Source organism: Pseudomonas prosekii (assembly GCF_900105155.1).
Taxonomy (GTDB): Bacteria; Pseudomonadota; Gammaproteobacteria; order Pseudomonadales; family Pseudomonadaceae; genus Aquipseudomonas; species Aquipseudomonas prosekii.
Genome location: NZ_LT629762.1, coordinates 4,054,229 through 4,075,950, shown reverse-complemented (window position 1 = coordinate 4,075,950; position 21,722 = coordinate 4,054,229). Strand labels below are relative to the sequence as shown.

Annotated in this window: 17 protein-coding genes and 2 pseudogenes; 9 read left to right on the top strand and 10 right to left on the bottom strand. The window is 55.7% G+C overall.

The features are described from left to right. Window positions 1–22: 22 nt before the first annotated feature. The 5 genes from BLU01_RS18630 to BLU01_RS18610 all read right to left on the bottom strand — a co-directional run bounded on the left by BLU01_RS18630 (window position 23) and on the right by BLU01_RS18610 (window position 4,156). Entirely contained in the window at window positions 23–532 is a 510-nt protein-coding gene (locus BLU01_RS18630) for a YkgB family protein (protein WP_092281660.1), read from the bottom strand. 1,209 nt (window positions 533–1,741) lie between these two features. Next, window positions 1,742–2,215, bottom strand: a complete 474-nt coding sequence (locus tag BLU01_RS18625) for a DoxX family protein (RefSeq protein WP_092278285.1) — start codon at window positions 2,213–2,215, stop codon at window positions 1,742–1,744. A gap of 20 nt (window positions 2,216–2,235) precedes the next feature. Continuing rightward, window positions 2,236–3,003 carry an HvfC/BufC N-terminal domain-containing protein gene (locus tag BLU01_RS18620; protein WP_092278282.1) on the bottom strand — a complete coding sequence of 256 codons (768 nt, stop codon included), beginning with the start codon at window positions 3,001–3,003 and terminating at the stop codon, window positions 2,236–2,238. Then, a complete protein-coding gene (gene bufB / locus BLU01_RS18615; RefSeq protein WP_092278280.1) occupies window positions 3,000–3,854 on the bottom strand; it encodes an MNIO family bufferin maturase in 855 nt (284 codons plus the stop codon). The genes BLU01_RS18620 and bufB overlap by 4 nt, the downstream gene beginning before the upstream one ends. Window positions 3,855–3,883: 29 nt before the next feature. Beyond that, window positions 3,884–4,156: a BufA1 family periplasmic bufferin-type metallophore gene (locus tag BLU01_RS18610; protein ID WP_010461569.1), complete on the bottom strand. Its 273-nt coding sequence runs from the start codon at window positions 4,154–4,156 to the stop codon at window positions 3,884–3,886. A gap of 250 nt (window positions 4,157–4,406) precedes the next feature. On the opposite strand from BLU01_RS18610, the gene BLU01_RS18605 reads away from it, so the two are divergent. Together BLU01_RS18605 and BLU01_RS18600 are read left to right on the top strand one after the other, a co-directional pair. Next, window positions 4,407–4,979 (top strand): sigma-70 family RNA polymerase sigma factor, encoded by a 573-nt coding sequence (locus BLU01_RS18605; RefSeq protein WP_092278277.1) that lies wholly within the window; start codon window positions 4,407–4,409, stop codon window positions 4,977–4,979. Continuing rightward, entirely contained in the window at window positions 4,976–5,617 is a 642-nt protein-coding gene (locus BLU01_RS18600) for a DUF1109 domain-containing protein (protein WP_092278274.1), read from the top strand. The genes BLU01_RS18605 and BLU01_RS18600 overlap by 4 nt, the downstream gene beginning before the upstream one ends. A gap of 314 nt (window positions 5,618–5,931) precedes the next feature. Here BLU01_RS18600 and BLU01_RS18595 read toward each other — a convergent pair whose 3' ends face one another. Together BLU01_RS18595 and BLU01_RS18590 are read right to left on the bottom strand one after the other, a co-directional pair. Further along, the gene (locus tag BLU01_RS18595) at window positions 5,932–9,486 is read right to left on the bottom strand and encodes an Ice nucleation protein (protein ID WP_456238998.1); all 3,555 of its coding nucleotides are present in this window, start codon (window positions 9,484–9,486) and stop codon (window positions 5,932–5,934) included. Window positions 9,487–10,143: 657 nt separating this feature from the next. After that, window positions 10,144–10,428 (bottom strand): hypothetical protein, encoded by a 285-nt coding sequence (locus tag BLU01_RS18590; protein WP_092278268.1) that lies wholly within the window; start codon window positions 10,426–10,428, stop codon window positions 10,144–10,146. A gap of 186 nt (window positions 10,429–10,614) precedes the next feature. Here BLU01_RS18590 and argP point away from each other — a divergent pair, with 186 nt between their 5' ends. From argP to BLU01_RS18560, 6 genes and pseudogenes are all read left to right on the top strand, one after another. Further along, complete coding sequence (gene argP / locus BLU01_RS18585; protein ID WP_092278266.1) at window positions 10,615–11,514, top strand: HTH-type transcriptional regulator ArgP; 900 nt, start codon at window positions 10,615–10,617, stop codon at window positions 11,512–11,514. A gap of 358 nt (window positions 11,515–11,872) precedes the next feature. Beyond that, window positions 11,873–14,257 (top strand): PAS domain-containing protein, encoded by a 2,385-nt coding sequence (locus BLU01_RS18580; protein ID WP_092281658.1) that lies wholly within the window; start codon window positions 11,873–11,875, stop codon window positions 14,255–14,257. A gap of 377 nt (window positions 14,258–14,634) precedes the next feature. Next, window positions 14,635–15,585, top strand: a pseudogene (locus BLU01_RS18575) (alkaline phosphatase family protein); the annotation flags it as partial. A gap of 116 nt (window positions 15,586–15,701) precedes the next feature. Next, the gene (locus BLU01_RS18570) at window positions 15,702–16,286 is read left to right on the top strand and encodes a DedA family protein (protein WP_092281656.1); all 585 of its coding nucleotides are present in this window, start codon (window positions 15,702–15,704) and stop codon (window positions 16,284–16,286) included. 125 nt (window positions 16,287–16,411) lie between these two features. Beyond that, a complete protein-coding gene (locus BLU01_RS18565) occupies window positions 16,412–17,425 on the top strand; it encodes a sensor domain-containing diguanylate cyclase (protein WP_092278264.1) in 1,014 nt (337 codons plus the stop codon). Between the two features lie 165 nt (window positions 17,426–17,590). Then, a complete protein-coding gene (locus tag BLU01_RS18560) occupies window positions 17,591–18,295 on the top strand; it encodes a hypothetical protein (protein ID WP_092278262.1) in 705 nt (234 codons plus the stop codon). Between the two features lie 103 nt (window positions 18,296–18,398). Here the strand turns inward: BLU01_RS18560 and BLU01_RS18555 are convergent, their stop codons facing one another. Next, window positions 18,399–18,893, bottom strand: a complete 495-nt coding sequence (locus BLU01_RS18555) for a RidA family protein (protein WP_092278260.1) — start codon at window positions 18,891–18,893, stop codon at window positions 18,399–18,401. Window positions 18,894–19,038: 145 nt separating this feature from the next. Then, window positions 19,039–19,524: a RidA family protein gene (locus tag BLU01_RS18550; protein WP_092278258.1), complete on the bottom strand. Its 486-nt coding sequence runs from the start codon at window positions 19,522–19,524 to the stop codon at window positions 19,039–19,041. A gap of 124 nt (window positions 19,525–19,648) precedes the next feature. On the opposite strand from BLU01_RS18550, the gene BLU01_RS18545 reads away from it, so the two are divergent. After that, on the top strand, window positions 19,649–21,067 hold the full coding sequence (locus tag BLU01_RS18545) for an aminotransferase-like domain-containing protein (RefSeq protein WP_092278256.1): 1,419 nt from the start codon (window positions 19,649–19,651) through the stop codon (window positions 21,065–21,067). A gap of 146 nt (window positions 21,068–21,213) precedes the next feature. On the opposite strand, the pseudogene BLU01_RS18540 reads toward BLU01_RS18545, so the two are convergent. Next, window positions 21,214–21,300, bottom strand: a pseudogene (locus BLU01_RS18540) (transcriptional regulator); the annotation flags it as partial. Window positions 21,301–21,722 lie beyond the last annotated feature (422 nt).

Genomic DNA, 21,722 nt, shown 5'->3' with positions numbered 1-21,722 from the left:
CTTTCCAGTGGCAATCATCGACTCATCGGCGTTCCAGCGCCATGAGCGAATGACCGGCCACAAATATCGAGGCGGCAAGCAGCCCGATATCTTTGAGTAGAAACTGGCCTGGAGCGACTGAAATAGCGGGAAAACCGAGGCCGGGCTCAATCACGCCGGGAGTCGAGAACATGAAGCTCAAGGTGGTGAAAAACAGTCCGGCAGACAGCGCGCCACCTATCAAAGAAAGCTTCGGTGACAGCAAGCGACCTGCAATCAGTGTACCGATCGAGACTTCCAGCACGCCAAGTAGACTGGAGAAGGTATCGACGCTGAAAATGTCATAAACCCAGCCCAGAAATGGGTTGTTGCTCACCAGCGGAACAAGCCCGGCCGCTTCGTAGTGCGTGAACTTCATTCCGCCGAACCAGAAGAAAATGACGGCGAGCGCAAAATAGGCCCCATAGATACCAAGCGCCATGATTTTGAACCCGGGCGTTGAAGGGGTTTGTACGTTGTTGGTTTCGTAGTTTTCGATTCTTAAGGTTTTCATGATCAATGCTTCCAAGAGTGTGATGAGGAACGCTGACTTACAACCCTGCGCCGTGTGCGATGGGAGTAGAAACAGTGTTGCCTTTGTTTGCACGCTCGTGGCGTTTGAACGTATTGCATTCAATGCAGATCGTCTTGACTCATCCAGATTGAAGACAATCGCTGTATCGTATGGCGCCATCATTAAGTATGCGTCCGGCCAACACACATTCCTGACCCCAATACCAAAAACTATGGTGTCCACTTAATCCGCAGCGCGGCCACCCTGCTGGACGCCCTGCGCGCGGCGGACCGCGCCGGAGGTTTTGTCCTAGGCATCGAGACCCTCCGCGTGCTGAACCCGGATGACATCGAAGGCCTGTACCTGGTGTTTAACCGAGCTTTCCAAGTCCGACAAGCGGAGCTGAGCGCATGACCGGCGACGGCATCCATGAAGACGCGTTGCGCTACTTGGTGAAGTAACACGCGGTACGTGAGTGATCGTCGGCCGCATCAATGACGGTCCAACTTGGGGGCTGTCGATTCGCCTTGGCGGCACCGGCGGTCTGTCGCTAATGATTGCAATTGGCTGACTCCCGCCTGTCGGTACCGGAGGTGCTACCACTGATCACGGCGACTCGCTACAGGCTACGGGCTGCTATAACTTAAATAGGCAGGACAAAAGCAAGCAGCACGAAAGGATAAATCATGAAACCAAACATGAAACCTCCATCGACTACTGACGCCATCATCTACTGGACGCAATTAATTTGCATATTGGGTACTTTGATCCTGGTTGTAGCTTGGCTCTCTTAAGCCAGTATGGTTTGCGCCGTGTTGCTTAGCTCGTCCGACCCAAGCAGACTCACCGTCCGCTTTTCGCCAAAAGCGGTCACTCACTTTGATTAAAAGACCAGGGCGACTTATTTTCTGAGTCATTCAGGCAATACGTTTGAGGAACATTATTTGAAATTAGCGGAGGAGTTATTGAAGTTGCATGACGCGATTTGCGTCAAAGATGAATTAGCTGAAGATAAATCGGCTGATTAGCTTGTGTAGTTGCGTATTGCATACGCAATACGCGTGCAAGCCCTGTGATTGCCCACATGTGGCAGCCGAAGTATTGTTAGCTAGAACAAAGGGAGTTCTTGGAATGACGGCGAACTTCACGCTGATGTGGGCGATAACTACTTGCAGACTCCTGCTAGATAGTTCTCCATACGTTAATGGATCACCGGATGCCCAGTCTGTGATCCAGCGAAAGTGCTCCTGCACCGCGCGCGATGATGATTAGCAGCAATCCCGCCCAGGATAGGTGCGTCGGCCAGGCATCGGGGTACACGAAAACCTCAATAACAAAGGTCATACCCAGCAATGCCAAGGCGGATAGGCGGGTGAACAGCCCGAGCACCAGCAGCAGTGGAAATAGGTGCTCGCTGTAGGTCGAAAGGTGTGCCGCCAGTTCTGGAGAGATGAGAGGCAAGGCGTATTCCGTACGGAACAGCTCGTAGGTGCTCGGTGTAATTGTCAGAATGTCGCTGACTTTGGTACGCCCAGACATGAAGAAAATGGCGGCAATGCCGATGCGCGCCACTAACACCAGAAACGAATCGCTGATCAGATTGCCCAAACGGGTTGCAAAGCGGTTCCAGAGGCCACGCAGGGAATTGTCGGCGGCAGGTGAGCGGGTGTTGATGGTATCCATGCTGTGCTCCGTTGATGGCTTCAGCAACTAGTTGTCAGGAGTTCCGCCGTTACAAACGCGTCAGCACTCACCAGGCGAATAATGAGGTTTTCCAGATTCAGGTCAGACTCGACATCAATGGCCCAGTCGGCGGCGACATTGAGGGGCAGGTGAGCGGCGCAGGCGTCGAGAAAGGCACAGTCTGCGGCGCTGGCAGCTTGCCAATACACGCGGCCGGCCCTGCGTGTCAGTAGTGCGCCTTCACCTTGCCATTCGAGTTTTTCAGGCATTTCCCGTTGTTCACGATTGACGCACCAAATCGTGTAGGCGGGACAGTCCGGTAACCAGACCCAACGGGCGGTGTCCCGTGGTTTAAGCCGCAAGTTTCCCAATTCCGTAGCGGGAATCTGCGCCAAGTCCTTCAGCCCAAGACCAGGCTCATCAGCGGCGCAATGAACCTGTGTCCAGAGCAGATCCAGACGGGAGACGTCGCCCAGATAAGGCATGTCTTGCGCGTGCTCGAATTTGTCGAGAAAGTCGGGGAAGCCCGCTCCGTAATTCAGTAAACGTGCATCTGTTGGCGGTGAAAGCCGGGCATGTATGGCTGCGGCGCTTTTAAGCCAGTCAGTGCCCACCAGGCGCTCTACGGTAGGGAAGTTGCCTAGCAACGCATCCGTCGAGCCTTTGAGTACGGTATTGCGATAGACCGCAAAGCCTGGTTGTTGGGTCAGCGAATCCATCGTGGATGATTCAGTTCCAAACAACGCACTCACGAAGGCATCCTGAAAACTTGCGAGTGAGGGCTTCATATCGCCACCTTCAATTGCAGGGTTTGCCCAAGGTTCAATAACGTCTGCGCTCGGTTGCGCTCGGCCAGTAAAACGTCGAAAGCGGGGATGTGGTCGTCGCGTTCGATCAGTGTTGGACGCTGGCCAATCCGTTCAATCAGCCGCTGGTACAGCGACCAGACATCCTCGGCGACAGGGGCATCATGGCTGTCGATCAGTAACGTGGATTCACCCGGATCCTTAGTGAACCCCGCCAGATGGATCTCCATGATGGCGTCGGCCGCAAAGGCATCTAGATAGTCGGCGGCGCTAAAACCCAGGTTGTGCGCACTGATGTGCACGTTGTTGACGTCCAGCAACAAGCCGCAGCCAGTCACCGTGCTCAATTCGGTGAGAAATTCCAGTTCGCTGTAGTCATGCCCGTCCAGGTGCAAATAATGGGTCGGGTTTTCGATGGCAATGCGACGCCCGAGGGCGTCTTGTGTGCGCTGGATGTTGTTTGCGATACGCTGTAACGCTTGGTGTGTGCGAGGAAACGGCAACAGGTCGGGGTGGTATTGGTCGCGCCAGGCTGACCAGGCCAGGTGCTCGGAAATCAGTGCCGGTTGAACGCAATCAGCGAGCTGTTTCAGGCGTTTCAAGTGCTCCGGGTCCGGCGCGCAATCAGCCGCCAGCGAAAGTGACACCCCGTGCAACGACAATGGGTGCCGCTCGCCAATGGCCTCCAGCCATGCCAGACGGGGGCCGCCACCAACCATGTAGTTTTCCGGATGAACTTCGAACCAGAGACCTTCGACCGTGCAGTCGTGGGCCTCTTGGTAATGGTTCGGTTTGAGGCCAAGTCCGGCCCCGATCTGGAATGCCTTGTTCATGATAAGTACGTGCCCCCGTGGAGTTGACGTTACATTGGTGTGAGTGTGCCGGTGCCTTTTGGCGTCTTGATGGTGGTGCAAGTGCCAGCGGGAACGTTTTTCCAGGCGTTAGGCTGGTAATCCATTTTTGCCGTACCTGCGCACGTGGTACCTGCACCCGCCTTGCAATCGTTGTGACCGGCCATGGCGACGCCGTAGCATTTTTCCATGGCGCCTGCGGCGGCTGGGGTCTCGGCGGCAATGGCGCCGGCAGCAAAGGAGGAAAAGGCAACGGCGATGGCAGCAAGCTTCAGATTGTTCATGGTTATTCTCCGGGAGAATGAGGGTGGGTCGTCGCATCAGTGCAGGAGTACGCTGTGCTTCAGATCCGAAAGGTAGTTCGCTGAGTTTTCAAATCCGGTTACAGCCATCGCAAAAAATATTTTTAGAAACGCAAAATGAATCTGCTTGTTGCCATATGCCTTTGGCGGCAAGCATGATCCATCGCCAGTTATCGGCGCTGGCGTTATGCAACTACAGAATATTTTCATCCTCGTGTAACCAGAGTGGACGATGGAACGAACTTCACATAACGACGCATTGCGCAGCCGGGAAATCCATCTTCAGACCTTGTTCCTCGCGGGCCTGGGTGGAGACGAGCGGGCTTATGGCACTTTCCTCAAAGAGCTGAGCGGTCATGTACGCGGCTTTCTTCGAACCCGACTTCAGCGGCAACCGGGTGAAGTCGAGGATTTGCTGCAAGAGGTGTTGCTGGCTGTCCATAACGGTCGACAAACTTACCGTGCGGATCAACCGCTGACGGCCTGGGTGTTTGCCATCACCCGCTACAAACTCACGGATTTTTTTCGTAGCAGGTCGCGCAATGAACTGCTCAATGACTCGCTCGACGATGTGGCAGAGCTGTTTACCGAGTCGCTTCTGGAGCCGGAGCAGGCCCATCGCGACCTCGGCAAGTTACTTGAGCAACTGCCTGAGCGGCAGCGCTTGCCGATCCAGCAGGTGAAGCTTGAAGGCCTGTCGGTTGCCGAGTCCGCTCAACTGACCGGGCTTTCGGAGTCAGCGGTAAAGATTGGCATCCATCGCGGGCTTAAGGCGTTGGCCTACAGGATTAGAGGTACACGATGAAAACTGACGATCTTATTTCCATGCTGGCGACCGGGGTTACACCGGTCGACCGGCATGCGCTAGCCAAGCGTTTCGGCGTCGCTGTGCTGGTAGGTCTGATAATGGCATTCTTGCTGGTGATGGCCATGTTCGGCGCACGTCCGGATCTGGCCGAAGTGGCGGCAACTCCGATTTTCTGGGCAAAGATTGCCTTGCCCCTGTGCCTGATGGTCGGCGCGTTGAGCCAGGTTGTGCGCCTGGCGAGGCCCGGACTTACGCAAGGCGCTGGACAACTGTTGGTCATTGCTGCGGTTGCAGCGGTGTGGGCCGGCGCCCTCTATGGCCTGATGACAGCAGCCCCGGACGTGCGTGCTTCGATGATCTTCGGTAAAACCTGGCGCGTGTGTTCGCTGAACATCAGCTTGCTTTCGATTCCGGGGTTCATTGCGGTCTTTTGGGCGCTGCGCGGGTTAGCACCCACTCGCCTGAGACTGGCCGGCGCCTGCGGCGGACTGCTTTCAGGGGCGATGGCTACCATTGCCTATTGCCTCCATTGCCCTGAAATGGAAGCCCCGTTCTGGGGCGTCTGGTACTTGCTTGGCATGTTGATACCAACCGTTATCGGTGCACTGCTCGGACCGCGCTGGCTCCAATGGTAGTGGGGTTGAAAATCGCTAGTCATCCAGCGACTCCAACACTGCCCCTTCCGATCTGGCTATGGCCGCCAGCTGCCGCACGCCATAGGCAACTCTTGGCCAGAAGCGCAACGTCGTGAATGTCCAATACCGGCCAAAAGCGGTCGTTCGAGGGTCTGAAAAAACAGATGCAATTCAATATACCTGCTGACATTAGCCGTCAAATGTGCACACCGTGGTGTTCAAACTGGTGCTAAGGGCAAGGTTCCATTTCATAAGCCACTAATTGCGCTCAGATGGTGCGTTTCGTATACGTCTTATCTTGAATAAAGACATTCTCACGGCTGAATTTGAGCCTGCTCTGCCACGATCTCGCTGTTGTCTTCAGCCTTAATCAGGACATTGTTATCCTCATCTATTTGATACGGAACATCAGCCTCTACACCGTCGGTTCCCGTCTTGACGACCACATTTGTGTAGCGCTTGCCATCCCAGCAGCGGAAAACTAGAGTCGAATTTTCCCCTCCTGAAAGCGTCGAGCCGAGGCTCCCGATGAGTCTGCTGTCGGCGCCGGCGGTCAATATGCAGTTCTTGCCAGCCGTCAGCTTGCTGCGATCTCCTGCCATCAGTACGCAATCATCACCAGCAGTGAGTTTGCTCCGGTCACCAGCCGTGAGGTAACTGTTGCTGCCCGCTAGTAGCTTGCTGCGATCGCCCGCAGTCTGAGTGCTGTCGTTGCCAGCAGTGAGCTTGCTACGATCACCCGCCATCTGGATGCTTTTGGCGCCGGCTATCAACGTGCTGCGAGAACCCGCTGTTTGCGAACTACCCTTGCCAGCAATCAACATGCTCTTATGTCCGGCAATCTGCGTGCTGTCCTGGCCCGCAATCAATGAACTTTTATGACTGGCAATCTGGTTGCTTCCATAACCGGCAGTAAGACTGCTGTGCATGCCGGCTGTCAGACTGCTGCCGTAACCTGCGGTCAGCACGCTTTCAAGACCACTGATCAGCGTGCTGCCATAGCCCGCTGTAAGAAAGCTATTCATGCCACTAGTCAACGAACTGCCGTAACCGGCAATCAGTGAGCTGTTTTGTCCCGCTGTACCGGTACTTCCGTAACCCGCGGTGAGCGTACTGTCGCGCTCCGCCATTTGGGTACTGCCATAACCCGCAGTCAACGTACTTTGGTAACCGGCGGTCTGCGAACTGCCGTAGCCGGCCATCAGCGAACTGCCAAACCCTGCTATTTCCGTACTGCCGTAGCCTGCGGTGAGCGTACTGCTATCCAGAGCGGTGAGCGTACTTCCGTAACCTGCGGTCAGGATGCTGTCGTAACCCGCAGTCTGGGTGCTGCCATAACCCGCGATCAGCGAGCTTTCATAGCCTGCCGTCGAAGTGCTGCCATAACCTGTCGTAAGACTGCTGTTGTATCCGGCAGTTTGAGTGCTGCCATAGCCTGCAACAAGCGTACTGCTGTAGCCCGCAGTTGAAGTGCTGCCGTAACCGGTGGTCAGCGAACTTTCTTCTTGGGCGGTTTGAGTACTGCCGTAACCTGCGGTCAGTGTGCTTTTAAAGCCCGCAGTTTGTGTACTGCCGTATCCGGCAATCAGCGTGCTTTCGAAGCCAGCGGTTGATGTACTGCCGTAACCGGTAGTTAAACAACTTTTCTCTTGAGCCGTCTGGCAACTGCCATAACCCGTGGTGAGCGTAGATTCGTAGCCTGCTGTCTGGGTGCTGCCATACCCAGCAATCAGCGAACTCTGGTAACCCGCAGTCGAGGTACTGCCGTAGCCCGTGGTCAGCGAACTATTTTCCTGGGCGGTTTGGGTACTGCCATATCCGGCAGTCAGCGTGCTGTCATAGCCCGTTGTTTGAGTGCTGCCGTAGCCTGCAATCAACGAACTGTTGAACCCGGCAGTCGAAGTACTCCCATATCCTGTGGTAAGAGAACTATCTTCTTGAGCCGTTTGGGTACTGCCGTAGCCTGCTGTGAGCGTGCTTTCATGACCCGCAGTTTGAGTACTGCCATAACCTGCGATTAACGAACTTTCAGGGCCAGCGGTGCTCGTACTGCCGTAACCTGTGGTAAGTGAGCTGCCTTCCTGCGCCGTTTGGGTGCTGCCATAACCGGCAGTCAGGATGCTGCCGTGGCCGGCGGTTTGCGTGCTGCCGTAACCGGCAATCAATGAACTGTCGTAACCGCCGGTTTCAGTACTGCCGTAGCCGGCGATGAGGTCGCTGCTCTCCTGGGCTGTCTGAGTGCTACCGTAGCCCGAGGTCAGAATGCTTTTGTAGCCCGCCGTCTGAGTGCTGCCGTAACCTGCGATTAATGCACTTCCGTGCCCGGCGGTTTGCGAGCTGCCGTATCCGGCAGTCACCATACTCCCAGATCCAGTAGTAGCCGTACTGCCGTAGCCGGCGGTGAGATCACTCCCTTCCTGAGCCGTCTGCGTACTACCGTAGCCGGCGGTCAGGGTGCTTTCTCCCCCCGCAGTTTGGGTGCTGCCATAACCCGCGATCAGCGAACTGTCGGAGCCAGCGGTGCTCGTGCTGCCGTAGCCGGCAGTGAGATCGCTACCATATTGAGCTGTTTGCGTACTGCCATAACCAGCGGTCAGGGTGCTATCTTCCCCTGCAGTCTGCGTACTGCCGTAACCGGCGATCAACGAACTGTCGGAGCCCGCAGTGCTCGTACTGCCATAACCGGCAGTGAGCTCGCTGCCCAATTGAGCTGTTTGAGTACTGCCATAACCGGCCGTCAGGGAGCTGTCTTCTCCGGCGGTCTGCGTACTGCCATAACCTGCAATCAGCGAACTGTCTGAGCCAGCGGTACTCGTACTGCCATAACCAGCAGTCAGATCGCTACCCAACTGAGCGGTTTGCGTGCTGCCGTACCCGGCAGTCAGAGTGCTGTCTCCGCCGGCAGTTTGCGTACTTCCGTAACCTGCGATCAGTGAACTGTCGGAGCCCGCAGTGCTCGTGCTGCCGTATCCCGCAGTAAGATCACTACCTTTCCGAGCAGTTTGGGTGCTGCCATAACCAGCAGTAAGGGAGCTTTCTCCGCCAGCGGTTTGCGTGCTGCCGTAACCTGCGATTAGCGAACTATCCGATCCGGCGGTACCAGTACTGCCGTAGCCAGCGGTGAGATCGCTGCCTACCTGAGCCGTTTGGGTACTGCCATAACCGGCAGTGAGTGAGCTGTCTCCGCCGGCAGTCTGTGTGCTGCCGTAGCCCGCTATAAGTGAACTGTCGGAGCCTGCGGTGCCAGTACTGCCGTAACCAGCGGTGAGATCACTGCCTACCTGAGCCGTTTGGGTACTGCCATAACCAGCGGTCAGCGAACTTTCCCCTCCCGCAGTTTGCGTACTGCCATATCCGGCGATAAGCGAACTGTCGGAGCCCGCAGTGCCAGTACTGCCATAACCAGCGGTGAGATCGCTACCCACCTGAGCTGTTTGGGTACTACCGTAACCGGCGGTCAGGGAACTTTCGCCCCCAGCAGTTTGAGTGCTGCCATACCCAGCAACGATCGAGCTGTCGGAGCCGGCCGTACCAGTGCTGCCATACCCCGCGGTGAGGTTACTGCCCAAATTGGCTGTTTGTGTGCTCCCGTACCCTGCCATCAAGAAGCTTTCATCGCCGGCGGTTTGTGTACTGCCATAGCCGGCAATAATCGAACTGTCGGAGCCCGAAGTTCCTGTGCTGCCATATCCCGCAATAAGCGTACTGCTATTTCCAGCGGTCTCAGTGCTGCCGTAGCCTGCAATAAGCTGACTTTGATTGGCACCGGTGAGCGTACTACCATAAACAGCCGTTTCCAGTGTTTGCACAGCACGCACAGTTGTCCGGCGTCTGGCGGTCACGGAAGGACTGTCAGCTGTCTGCGCCAAGACGGGAATTACGGCACCGGTGTCTGGCTGCACTTCAGGGAACTCAATTGTTTCAACAAAATTCTTCGTCGATGACTCATATTTTGAGGCATTCTCAGAAATATAATCTAAAGCACTGCTTCGTGTGCCCACATGAACTACTTCAGCACGGGGGAACTTCACTCCCTCATCGTCATCCAGGAAAATCAGGTCACCCACAGCCACTTCGCAGACGACCCACTTCGCGTCTGCTTGCATGCTTAACTGAGCATCCGCGCCTTGTCCCCACAGAGCGCCAGCCAAACCATTTTCGAGCTTTACAGTGGGTTCCCAAAACTTGCACTCGACCAACCCAGAAACAGGCCAAATCAGACCACCGTGGTCGGTCATATTATTGGTGCATGTCCGCAGAGCCAGAACTTTTTCGGATTTCATTTTTCAATACCTTCACAACTAATTTCTCTAAAATCCCTTGGAGGCAAACGTCCATGACATGTACATATACAAATCCAAGACGGCCGGCTACTCTCGCAATGACAAATTGATTTGCCTGCGTCACACTGCAAACCGAACGATTAGATATTTAAAACGTAGAATGGCTGCTACTACTATAATTAACAGCAGGCAACTCGATAGACTAGCGGAGTTGCTATTACAAATTATAAGAATTTCCGGAGTTCATTCCCCGACATATCCCTTAAGATGCATGCAATCATTGACAAGCTCAACCTGCTTTTCAGCAATGATAATGCCATCTCCAACGGCATTACCCATGCCGTGTGTCTCGTCGTTGGCCGACGGCGAGGAATGGTAGCTTGCCGTCGCCCCTTTGGCTTCGTACTGACATTGAGCCTTGTCATGAGCCATATCAGTGGTGCGCCCATCTGTTCTTGTCCAGTTCTGGACAGCGGTCGTGCAAGCACATAACGTCAAAGTGAAGAAAATCATAAGCATAAGTTTCATGGCTTACTCCTACGCCCCCTCCCTCACTCTGCCATCCTTCATTGTGGATGGCGATTGGGTTAAGCATTGCACTTGCGAAAAATACTATGTCGTCATGCAGCTATCATTAAACGAATCAAGAAAAAAGTGAAGTAAAACGAAGTATATTTAATTGCCAATAAGAAATACTTAACCAGGAATAAGATCATGAAGCTTGATGCGAAGCAAATGCAGGCATTTCTTGCCGTCATCGAAAATGGCAATTTCGAAAAGGCAGCTGAGCATCTAAACGTTACTCCGTCAGCAGTATCCCAGCGGATACATGCACTGGAGGTTTCTTTGGGCAGTTCGGTGGTGCTTCGAGGACGGCCTTGCGAGCCGACTGAGATGGGAAAAAAATTAATGGGTTATCTTCGTCGTGCCACGGTCCTGGAGGACGAACTGCTTAAGGATTTAGCAGGTGATGAAAAAGACTGTTTACGTTTGGTTATTGGCGTCAATGGTGACACCTTGAATACTTGGTTTTTTCCGGCACTGGCCGAAGTTTTTATCAGCAAAAACATACTCTTGGATATCGTCGTCGATGATCAGGATCACACGTATGCCCTGCTGGAGCGGGGGCAAGTCATTGGCTGCGTCGGCACACGATCAGTGCCCATGCGTGGCTGCTTTGCAGAACGTTTAGGGTCGGTTAACTACCAACTGGTGGCAACGCCGGCTTTTCGAGCACGGTGGTTTGCCAAAGGACTGACGCGCGAAGCCGCACGCAAAGCGCCAGTATTTGCCTATTCCCGCAAGGATACGCTGCAGTCAGATTATATCCAGTCGCGTTTCGGCTTGCTTTCGGACGCATTCCCGAGTCACTACCTCCCGCTTCCAGAGGCACGTTTTCAGGCAATACGGCATGGGCTCGGATACGGAATGGTTCCACACATGCAAGCTCGCGCTCTGCTCCAAAGTGGAGATCTGGTTGATCTGGTGCCCGGTCATTTCTCCGAGGTGACTTTGTACTGGCATGCCTGGGCGTTGCAATCTCCCCGAATGGAAGCGCTCTCGCAGCATGCTGTGAATGCCGCTCGCCGAATATTAGATTCCAAGGAAAAGTAAGAGTCCACAGTCGGCATGCCCGTAAAGCAGATATTGGAACCCTCCGAAATATGTAGAATTCCCCAAGGACGTCCAGCACCTTTGACCCCCCCCTCCAGGAGCTTCGTCGCTATCGGCCAAAAGCGGCCATTCGAAGGTGTTACGAATCTTGGGACGATTCAATTCATGCATTACGTTGGACAACATCAGAAATTGATTCCGAAACCGACCGAAGGCACCTCTCAGTTTTTTTATATATGGCTGTGCAGCGGGCATAAATGACATCATGCGCGCTCGATTCACGCTGCGTATTGGCCCGCTGGCCAAGGGAGTTTTCAAGTACATGGTTTCGTTCGACCTCCCTGCTGGTGGCGGAGATATGGGGCGCCTCATACGCGAAACGGATTGGTCCGCAACCCCTCTGGGGCCTAGAGAATCCTGGCCTACGGCACTCAAAAGCTCACTTAGTTTGATGTTGAACTCCCCTGAGAGCATGTACCTCGTGTGGGGAGACGCCCTGCAACTATTCTTCAATGACGCTTACCTCATCAACCTCCCGTGCGAACCACAAGTTGCTTTGGGCGCACCAATTCATTTGATTTGGGGGGACGCATGGGAGCAAGTACGCCCAATCGCGCAAAGCGCGTTGGAGGGGCAGGCAAGCCGCTTTGAAAACCATCCGATCACACTTGTTCGGGAGGGGGCAACCGAGCTGACTTTCTGGTCATTCTCGTTCTCGCCACTGCATGGGGATACTGGAAAGCCTGAGGGAATGTTCTGTCTTGTCCACGAAACCACAACGCAGGTTCGCGGAACTCTGAAACTGGAGGAGAACGAGGCGTTCACCGAACGAGTCCTCGCGAGCATAAACGACTGCATCAAGGTACTGGATCTGGACGCCCGCCTGACCTTCATGAGCGAGATGGGTAAAGAGATCATGGAGGTCAGCGACTTCAACGAGATACGCGGCTGCCCATGGCCTGACTTCTGGCAGGATCAGGGAAACGTAGATGCCAAGGCTGCCGTGCAATCTGCTCGCGACGGTAAGAGTGCCAGCTTTATGGGATCGGCTCGCACCATGGGTGGGACGCTGAAATGGTGGCACGTTCAAGTCAGTCCTATTTTTGGCAAGGATGGGAAACCTGAAAAAATTCTCAGCGTTTCCCGTGATATGACAGCGCTGCGTAATGCTCAGGATGCATTGGCCAAACTCAATGAGTCGTTAGAGCAGCAGGTTGTCGAGAAAACCCAGGATCGAGATCGAATTTGGCGGCTTTCCGCAGACCTCATGCTAGTGGCTCATTTCGATGGGAGGATCTCAGCAATCAATCCTGCGTGGAGTAAAACGCTGGGATGGCCAGAAGAACATCTCATAAATACTCAATTTCTAGACTTGGTTCACCCTGATGACTTAGAGCGGACGATTGCTGCAATGGCAGATCTGAAGCAAGGGGAGAATTTCCCTGCGTTCAAAAATCGCTACCGGCATTCGGATAACTCATATCGCACCATCTCGTGGACAGCTGTGCCGGATAAAGACTTTATCCATGCTGTAGGCCGGGATACGCAAGCAGAAGAAGATGCCAATGAGGCATTGAAGCTGTCAGAGGAGGCGCTTCGGCAATCGCAAAAGCTGGAAGCTATCGGGCAACTCACGGGTGGTGTCGCCCATGACTTCAATAATCTGCTGACGGTGATCAAGTCGTGTACGGATCTTCTTAACCGCCCAGCCTTATCAGAAGAGCGCCGCGATAAATACATCAGGGCGATTTCAGGTACGGTTGAGCGCGCGGCGCGTTTGACGAGCCAGTTGTTAGCCTTTGCTCGCCGTCAAACGCTTCAGCCAGAAGTCTTCAATGCGTGTGAGAGTGTCATACGCATAGGCGAGATGATGGACACGCTCACCGGTTCACGGATCAGTGTGATCATCAATATTTCTAATGAGCCGTGCTTTATCAATGCCGATGGCAACCAGTTCGATACCGCGTTAGTAAACATGGTTGTTAATGCTCGTGACGCAATGGGCGGCGTTGGGGAGCTGTCAATCAAAGTGAATACGAGTAAATTGCTCCCCGCAGTGCGCTCACATGCCGAACGTCCTGGAAATTTCGTAACCGTTTCGATATCTGATACAGGCACCGGCATTTCAGCAGACAAATTAGGGCGCATCTTTGAACCCTTCTATACAACCAAAGGTGTGGGGCAAGGTACCGGACTTGGTCTATCTCAAGTCTTCGGGTTTGCGAAACAATCAGGTGGAGAGGTCTTGGTCAGTAGCTGTGAGGGTGTTGGGAGTACGTTTACTCTCTATCTGCCACTGGTCGAGGCAGTCGCGCAACACACCATTGTTGAAGCACCTGATGTCACGGAGTGCGTCGCAGGATGTGCAGTGCTGGTTGTCGAGGATAATGAAGATATCGGGATTTTTACTTCAGATACATTGCAGCAACTGGGGTATACCGTGCATTGGGTACCTGGTGGACACGAAGCTCTCATCGCGCTCTCGCCTAATCCGGAAAATTTTCATGTCGTCTTCTCTGATATTGCCATGCCGGGCATGAGTGGGATTGAGCTGTTCGAACGTATCGAAGCACTTTATCCATGGTTGCCAGTGGTTCTGACCACAGGCTACAGCTCCGAGTTTGCCAAAATTGAGCATGGAGCTCAGCGGTTCGAGCTATTGCAGAAACCTTACTCAATCGAATCGCTATCCAGCTTGCTTGCCAAAGTGGTAAAGCGCCGAGCTTCACTTCGGTCGAAATAAATAACGCCTGAACCTCAACTGGCTTTATAGAGAACGAGTGACCGTTTCTGGCCGTTTGCTGCCTGTCACGAAGGGCAGCGAACGATCTTTAGCGGAAATTAACGATCAGTCGCCCCGCCCATTGCTGCCGTTCATGAACGGTTGAGATTGGCGAAAGCGAACGTGACGTGTCCAGAATATATGCTCTTTCGCTATAACCTCTGGAAGCCCTATGGTTTTCGTGGTCTAAGATCAGGCACTGGCGAGAGTTTGATATGGACAAAGGTGCGAGTGAATGTCCATACGCGATTAATGTCCATACGGACAGAGGCCGACTTCTTGAAAAGCCGCGGTTTTACTGATCCTGAGGCGTTGTCTTCACCTCTCTGGCATTGGACTACGATGGTCACGATGTCACCGATGACTGGAATCTTTCTGCGCAATGGGAGGAAACGGCTTACGGCCATCCGTTCTCCAAACGCATCATCGGCAACGCGCTGCTGGCCTATATGGTGTGTCAGGGCTGGGGCAATAACCCGGATGTGTTCGGCGAAATACTGGCGAAAACCCGGCAGTTGAGCGCCACCCAGCGCTACCTCGACAGCCCGCTGCAGGACGCCTTGATCGATGATCTGCTGAGTTTTCAGAACTGGCATTACGTGCTGCCGACCTCGCCGGCGCTGGTGGTGCTCGACACCCGCACCCGCCGCTGGCGCAGCGAGATGACTCTCAAACAACCGTCGGGTTTGCTCGACTGGGAGGCCTTGAGCGAGTTGCAGCAGGATTTGCTCGATCACCCGTCGGCGATCATCGTTTCACCGGCGCCGATCTTCGGCGTCAAGCTGATCGAAGCCGTGCAACGGGTGTTCAGTTGGTGCGGTTTTCCGTTGCTGGTCGATGCGGAAAACTGGATGGCGCATCGCGGCGCAGCGCAGGTGATCCTGAATATTTTCCGCCACTCGCGCACGCCGGGTAACTACGTGGTGCTGTCAGGCGACGTGCATTATTCCTTCGTCTACGAGGTCCTTATCCGACACCGCAAGGGCGGTCCGCGGATTTGGCAGATCACCAGCAGCGGGATCAAAAACGAATTCCCGCCGGCGCTGCTGGAATGGTTCGACCGCCTCAACCGCTGGCTCTATTCGCCGCGCTCGCCGCTGAACTGGTTTACCAAACGCCGACTGATGCGCATCGTCCCGCATACGCCGGAGCATGCCGAGGCCGGTGAGCGGCTGTGGAACTCGGCGGGCATTGGTCAGGTGCTGTTCAACGACAAGGGCCAACCACGCGAGATCTACCAACACAACGCCGACGGTTCGCCGCGCACGCGCATGGTTGCGCCTGAGTAATTGCCGTTCCGCACGCTCGAAACTTGAACTGAGCGATAGCGCCGACATCAGAGCATTCATTAACGCCACTGAAGCCCACAGTGGAATTTGATTGCCCGTACACCAAGGATTCGGCTTTGTTTGAACACATAGATTTCAACTACCTGCTCAGCACATATGGTTACTGGGCGGTGTTTTTCGGTTGTTTGCTGGAAGGCGAAACCATCCTGATTCTGGCCGGCATGGCCGCGCATCAACACTTGCTGCAACTGTGGCCGGTGATTGCCTGGGCCGGCCTCGGCGGCATGCTCGGCGATCAGTTGCTGTACTGGAGCGGCCGACATTTCGGCGCTCGGCTGATGCCACGTCTGAAACGCAAACAGGCAAGCATCGACCGCGTGACCGAGCTGATCAAACGCTACCCGTCGACCTCGGTGTTTGCCGTGCGCTTTCTCTACGGCATGCGCTTGGTCGGCCCGGTAGTCATCGGCGCCAGCGGCCTGTCGCCGCTACGCTTTGCACTGCTGAATGCGCTGGGCGCGGCGGTCTGGGCGACAGTCTTCGCCAGCGCCGGCTACTTTGCCGGCGAAGCGCTTGAGACGATGCTGGGCAATCTGAAACCTTATCGCTTGCCGATTGCGCTCGGGGTTCTGGTGCTGGCGGTAGTGATTGGGCTGGTTCGGCATTGGCGGGCGAAGAGCAAGGCTGGGCGGGTTGGCTGAGCACAGTTGAGTAAGCCCAGCGCCCCTCTTCATATGTCGCTAACCCACTAGCCGCGCCAAGCTGCCATGGACTAATCTGCTCGACGGGCGGGGCACATTGGTTCAGGGCGGCAAGGAGAGCGGAGATGGGCGAAGCATCGAATCTCGAAGCGTTGAAGTTCAATCTGTCGGACTTCAACGAAGACATGCTGCACACGATTATGGAACTGGTCAGCGACGGTATCTGGGACTGGAACGCCAACACCGGTTTCGTTTACCGCAATCCCGGCTGGTACGAGATGCTCGGTTATTCGCCGCACTCGCTGGAGAACACCGTGCTGACGTGGGAATCGGTGATGCATCCCGACGATTATTCGCGGGTCATGGCGGCGTTCGATGCCTATCTCGCTCAGCGCGCTGGCGGCTATCAGGCTGAATACCGTTGCCGCAAGCAGGATGGATCGTACATCTGGATCGAAGACCGCGGCTTCATTCTGGCGCGCAATGCCGATGGTTCGGTGGCGCGGATGATCGGCGCGCACCGCAGCATTGAAGACAAAAAACGTCTGCTCGAAGAACTTGAGCGGCGCAATCACTCGCTCGAAGCGCTGGTCGAAGAGCGCACCCGGGAGCTGTCTCGGGTCAACCAGCAGTTGCAAATCCAGCTCGAAGAAAACCGCAAACTCGCCGAAACCGATGCCCTGACGGCAATTGCCAACCGCTATCGCCTGGAAAAAGCTCTGCCCCAGGAATGCGACCGTGCCCAGCGCTTCCGCCAACCGCTGGCGCTTATCGCGATGGACATCGACGATTTCAAGATCATCAACGACCACTATGGCCACGCGCTCGGCGATGCGACGTTGGTGCAAGTGGTCGAGTGCCTGAAAAAACAGCTGCGCGACGGCGACTTGCTGGCGCGTTGGGGCGGCGACGAATTCATCATGATTCTGCCCAATACCGCACTGGCCGACGCTCGCGCAATCGCCGAGCAGGTCCGCCATGGCCTGACCGACCTGCCGCCGGTGGGCGACTATCAAGTGACCATGAGTTTCGGCGTGGTCCAGCGTTTTGACGAGGAACAGCAAACCGGGCTGCTGGCGCGGGCGGATCAGGCGCTGTATCGCTCGAAAGTCATGGGCAAGAATGTGATTTCGGGGTGACTGGCAGGAGTGAGGCTGCGCCCACAGGTTGCAGATGACCGCAGTTTTTGCCCCGCTCGCCTGTTCGGTCGTGACAACGCCGCGCCGGTCCAATAGATTAGGCGGCCGGAAAAGGCCTGGCGCTTTTTCGCCTCAATTCAAGTTAAAAGAAGTAGTGAAATTTCAATGTCCGATTCCAACACCGCTGAATCCGTAGTCACCTTGTCATCCAAAGCGGAATACGAAAACTCCATCAATCTTTCACAGCACGTGCCTCAGGCCAAGACCATCAGCGAGATGGTCCTGGACGCGTTCCAGTCGACCCGCGAAAGCGACCAGATCCGCGAACTGCGCGCCGCCATTCGCCAGGCGCATGACAGCTTCGATGACGATAAAGCCTACGAACTGATGGGCGAACTCAAGCAACTAAAAGATGCCGAGGCCTCAGACATCGCCGCCCTTGAAGACTTGAGCAGCAAGTTCCCGATCAGCCGCATCCTGTCGAGCTTCAAGGATGACCCGGCGTTCCAGGAAATCGTTTACGGCTTGGCCCTGAAAGTGCTGAACCAGACCCATCAAGCCATCAGCAACCCAAGCAGCGGCAAGAGCAAAGTTGCTCGCGCGAAGAAAGAAGTCGAAGTGTTCACCATCAGCAAGGATGGCGTGAACGTTACGTTGCCGCTGCGCACGCCGCGTTCGCGTTTGAACGTTGACCGTGAAGCGCTGGAGTTCCTCGGTTTCACGTTTGTGGGCGAAGGTGACGAAGCGGAACTGGAAAGCGAAACTTTCCTCGACAATGCCGGCACCGAACAAGCGATCAACCGCAAGAACATCATCACCGCGCTGCAACAGCAAACCGCGTTCGACGGTTACAGCATCGCCGCGCAGTAATTTGACCGGCTGACGCTGCACAACGAAAGCCCAGCACTGAATTTCAGCGCGGGGCTTTTTATTGCTGGTCTATTAATGGTCGAGCTCGTTGTTCAGCCTGGTTTCATAACGGCGCGGGGCGTAATGCGACGATCATGTCCATTTCTACCGCGGCGTTATTGGGCAGTTGATACACGCCGATGGTGGTGCGGGTATGTTTGCCGGCATCGCCCAACACAAGCCTGAACACATCCGACGCACCGTTGGCCACTTCGCCCAGTTCGGCAAAGTCGGCGGTGGACTTGATGTAGACGTTGATCCGCAACAGCGACTTGATCTTGTCCAGCGAGCCAATGGTGTCGACGATCAACGCCAAACCGCGCATGGCACTGATGCTTGCGGCCAGTTGCGCATCGGCCAGCGACAGCTCCAGCCCTACTCGGCCGGGATACTGAACCTTGCCGTGTTTACGCGGCACCAGGCCGCTGACATACAGTTCATCGTCATGCCGAACCAATGGTTCGAAATGCCAACCGGTGTTGCTCTCACTGTAGATGTCGTAATCGAGTTCCCTGGCCAGTGCGATAAAGCGTTCATCGCACGTCATCTGCTCAGTCATTCCACTTAACTCCGGCTTTTAACCCATCGGTTAAATCTCATTTTCGACAGATTAGCCCAAGCCGACTTTGACCACGACCCTCAATCAGAAAACCCCGCAGTTCTTTTGAAGGCGAGGTTTTGCAGGAACATTTGAATGACGCTGGCTACGGCTGTAAAGCGACGATCATGTCCACTTCTACCGGGGCGTTTTTCGGTAACTGGTAAACACCGACTGTGGTACGTGTATGTTTACCGGCATCGCCCAGAACATGGGTAAAGATATCCGAAGCGCCGTTGGCGACTTCACTGAGGTCGATAAAGTCAAAGGTGGATTTGACATGCACGGTGACGCGAATCAGCGACTTGATCTTATCCAGTGAGCCGACCGCATCCATGATCAGCGCCAATGCGCGAATGGCACTGATGCCCGCCGCGGCTTGGGCGTCCGCCAGGTTCAGTTCCAGCCCTACGCGGCCGGGGTATTGGATTTTGCCGTTCATGCGCGGAACCAGGCCGCTGACATACAGTTCATCGCCATGTTGCAAGATCAAAGAGTAATGCCCGCCGGCAGTGTTCTCGTCGTAGATGTCGAAGCCATGTTCCTTGGCCAGATCGATAAAGCGTTCATCACGGGTAATTGGCTTATTCATTTGCTGAACCTTCTAGATCAATAACGCACACAACTCGCTGCCGAGAGTAGGCACAGTCGGTTGCGTTGAGCAGAGCAAGTTCGTATAGAATCCAGCGAACTTTACTGCCAGGGATACCAGTAAAATGCAGGCTCAACGCGCCGTGATCGCCGCCATCGAGCTCCAGCCGGGCGTGCCGCTGGTGCAGCAGATCGTCGATCAGCTGTCGAACGCCATCAGCCAGGGAGGCTTGCCGCACGGCGCCAAACTGCCGCCGATCCGCGAACTCGCCGAGCTGTTGAGCGTGGGCAAATCGACGGTGGTCGACGCCCTCGACCACTTGCGCGCCAAAGGCCTGGTGGTGTCCCGCCAGGGTTCGGGGCATTACGTGCACCGCTCCAGAACCACGCTGCCGAGCGCCGCCGCGCCGGACTTGCAACCTCAAGATACGCTCAGCGTGGTGCGCCGCGCGGTGCTGCTGGACAACGGCGCGCTGCGCCCCGGCTGCGGATTTCTGCCCTCCTCCTGGCTCCCCGCCGAGGAACTGCTGAAAGCGGTGCGCGGCACGCTGCGCGCTTCGGCCCTGCGCATGGGCGAATACGGCGTCACTGGCGGCTACCTGCCGCTGCGCCAGGCGTTGCGGGTGAAACTGGCGACCTTCGGCATCGAGGCGCCGGTCGAACAAATCATCACCACCGCCAACACCATGCAGGGCATCGACCTGCTGATGCGCCTGCTGCTCAAACCCGGCGACAGCGTACTGCTCGACGACCCGTGCTACTTCAACATGCACACCAACCTCGCGCTGCACGGCGCCAAAGTCGTGACCATTGCCCGCCAGTGCGACGGCATCGACATGGACGCCTTCGAGCAACAAGTCATCGCGCACAAACCGGTGCTCTATCTGACCAACAGCACGCTGCACAACCCGACCGGCCACTCGTTCTCCCCGGCCCAAGCCTACCGTTTGCTGGAGCTGAGCCACCGCCACGGCTTCCATATAGTAGAAGACGATTTGTACGGCGACCTGCAACAACGTCGCACCCCGCGCCTCGCCGCCAGCGGCCTGGACAACGTCAGCTACGTGTCCGGCTTCTCGAAAACCCTGACCGCCAACAGCCGCGTCAGCTACGCGGTGCTCTCGCCGCAACTGGCGGCACGCCTGATCAACCTGAAAATGGCCTGCGGCGGCGTGACCTCGGAATTCGCCGAGCAAATCACCTGCACCCTGCTCAGCAACGGCAGCTACGCCAAACACACGCGGCGCACGGTCGATCGGCTCTACGAATCGAGCAGCCGCGTAGCGCGCTGGCTGGTCGAGGCCGGGTGTTCGGTGTCTTCGTTGCCGGGCGAAGGTTTGTTTATCTGGACGCGTTTACCCAGCGGGGTGAATGCCGAGACGCTGGCGAGGAAAGGTCTGGAGAAGGACGTCGCACTGGCGCCGGGGACGTTGCTGAGCAAAGCGGCGGATGCGAGTGAGTTCATGCGATTTAATGTGGCGCACAGTGATGATCCTGAGGTGCGGGAGCGGTTTTTTCGGTTGTTGGATAAGGGCTGGGCATAGCTGATTGCCCCATCTACGATCGTCGTGCCTGTATTGGTGGGCCGTGTATCGGCAACCGGAACGCGGCCATGTAGGCGTGGGAAGACTCACTTTCCGTGCTTGAATGAAAAAGCCCCGTATTTCTCTCGAAGACGGGGCTTTCGGTTATTGCACAGCGTGATCTTTCCCTCACGCTGAGCTGCCATCTCATCGACGCCCTGCATTAGCTCTTCGAACAGGTTGCGCTTTTTCATGGGGTATCCCGTATTTTCAACTGGTTCAATCCTACAGTTGAATCCGGTAAATCTGAAAGAGACTGGTTGGCTGTCGGCCGCTATCGCGAGCAAGCTCGCTCCCACATTTGGGTTTGTGTGCATCTGGCGAGGAATGGGTCGGCTGTTAGAGAGCTATCGCGAGCAGGCTCACTCCTACAGGGATTGCGTACAGCCGGGAGAACCAGGTCGGCTATCAGGCCGCCTCGCGGTACTGTTGCGGTGCCCGCCCCCTCGTGAGGCCGAGCGCAGGTTCTGCGTAGTGGGCAACCCGGCAAGGATGCCGGGTTAGCCGCCCCCGGCCAGGGATGGCCGATGGCGGCGGGCCCACGGAGCAGGACCGGAGCGAGGGCATGCCGAGCCACGGCGAGGCACCGAACGAAAGGGGCAAGAGCGCTTTGGTT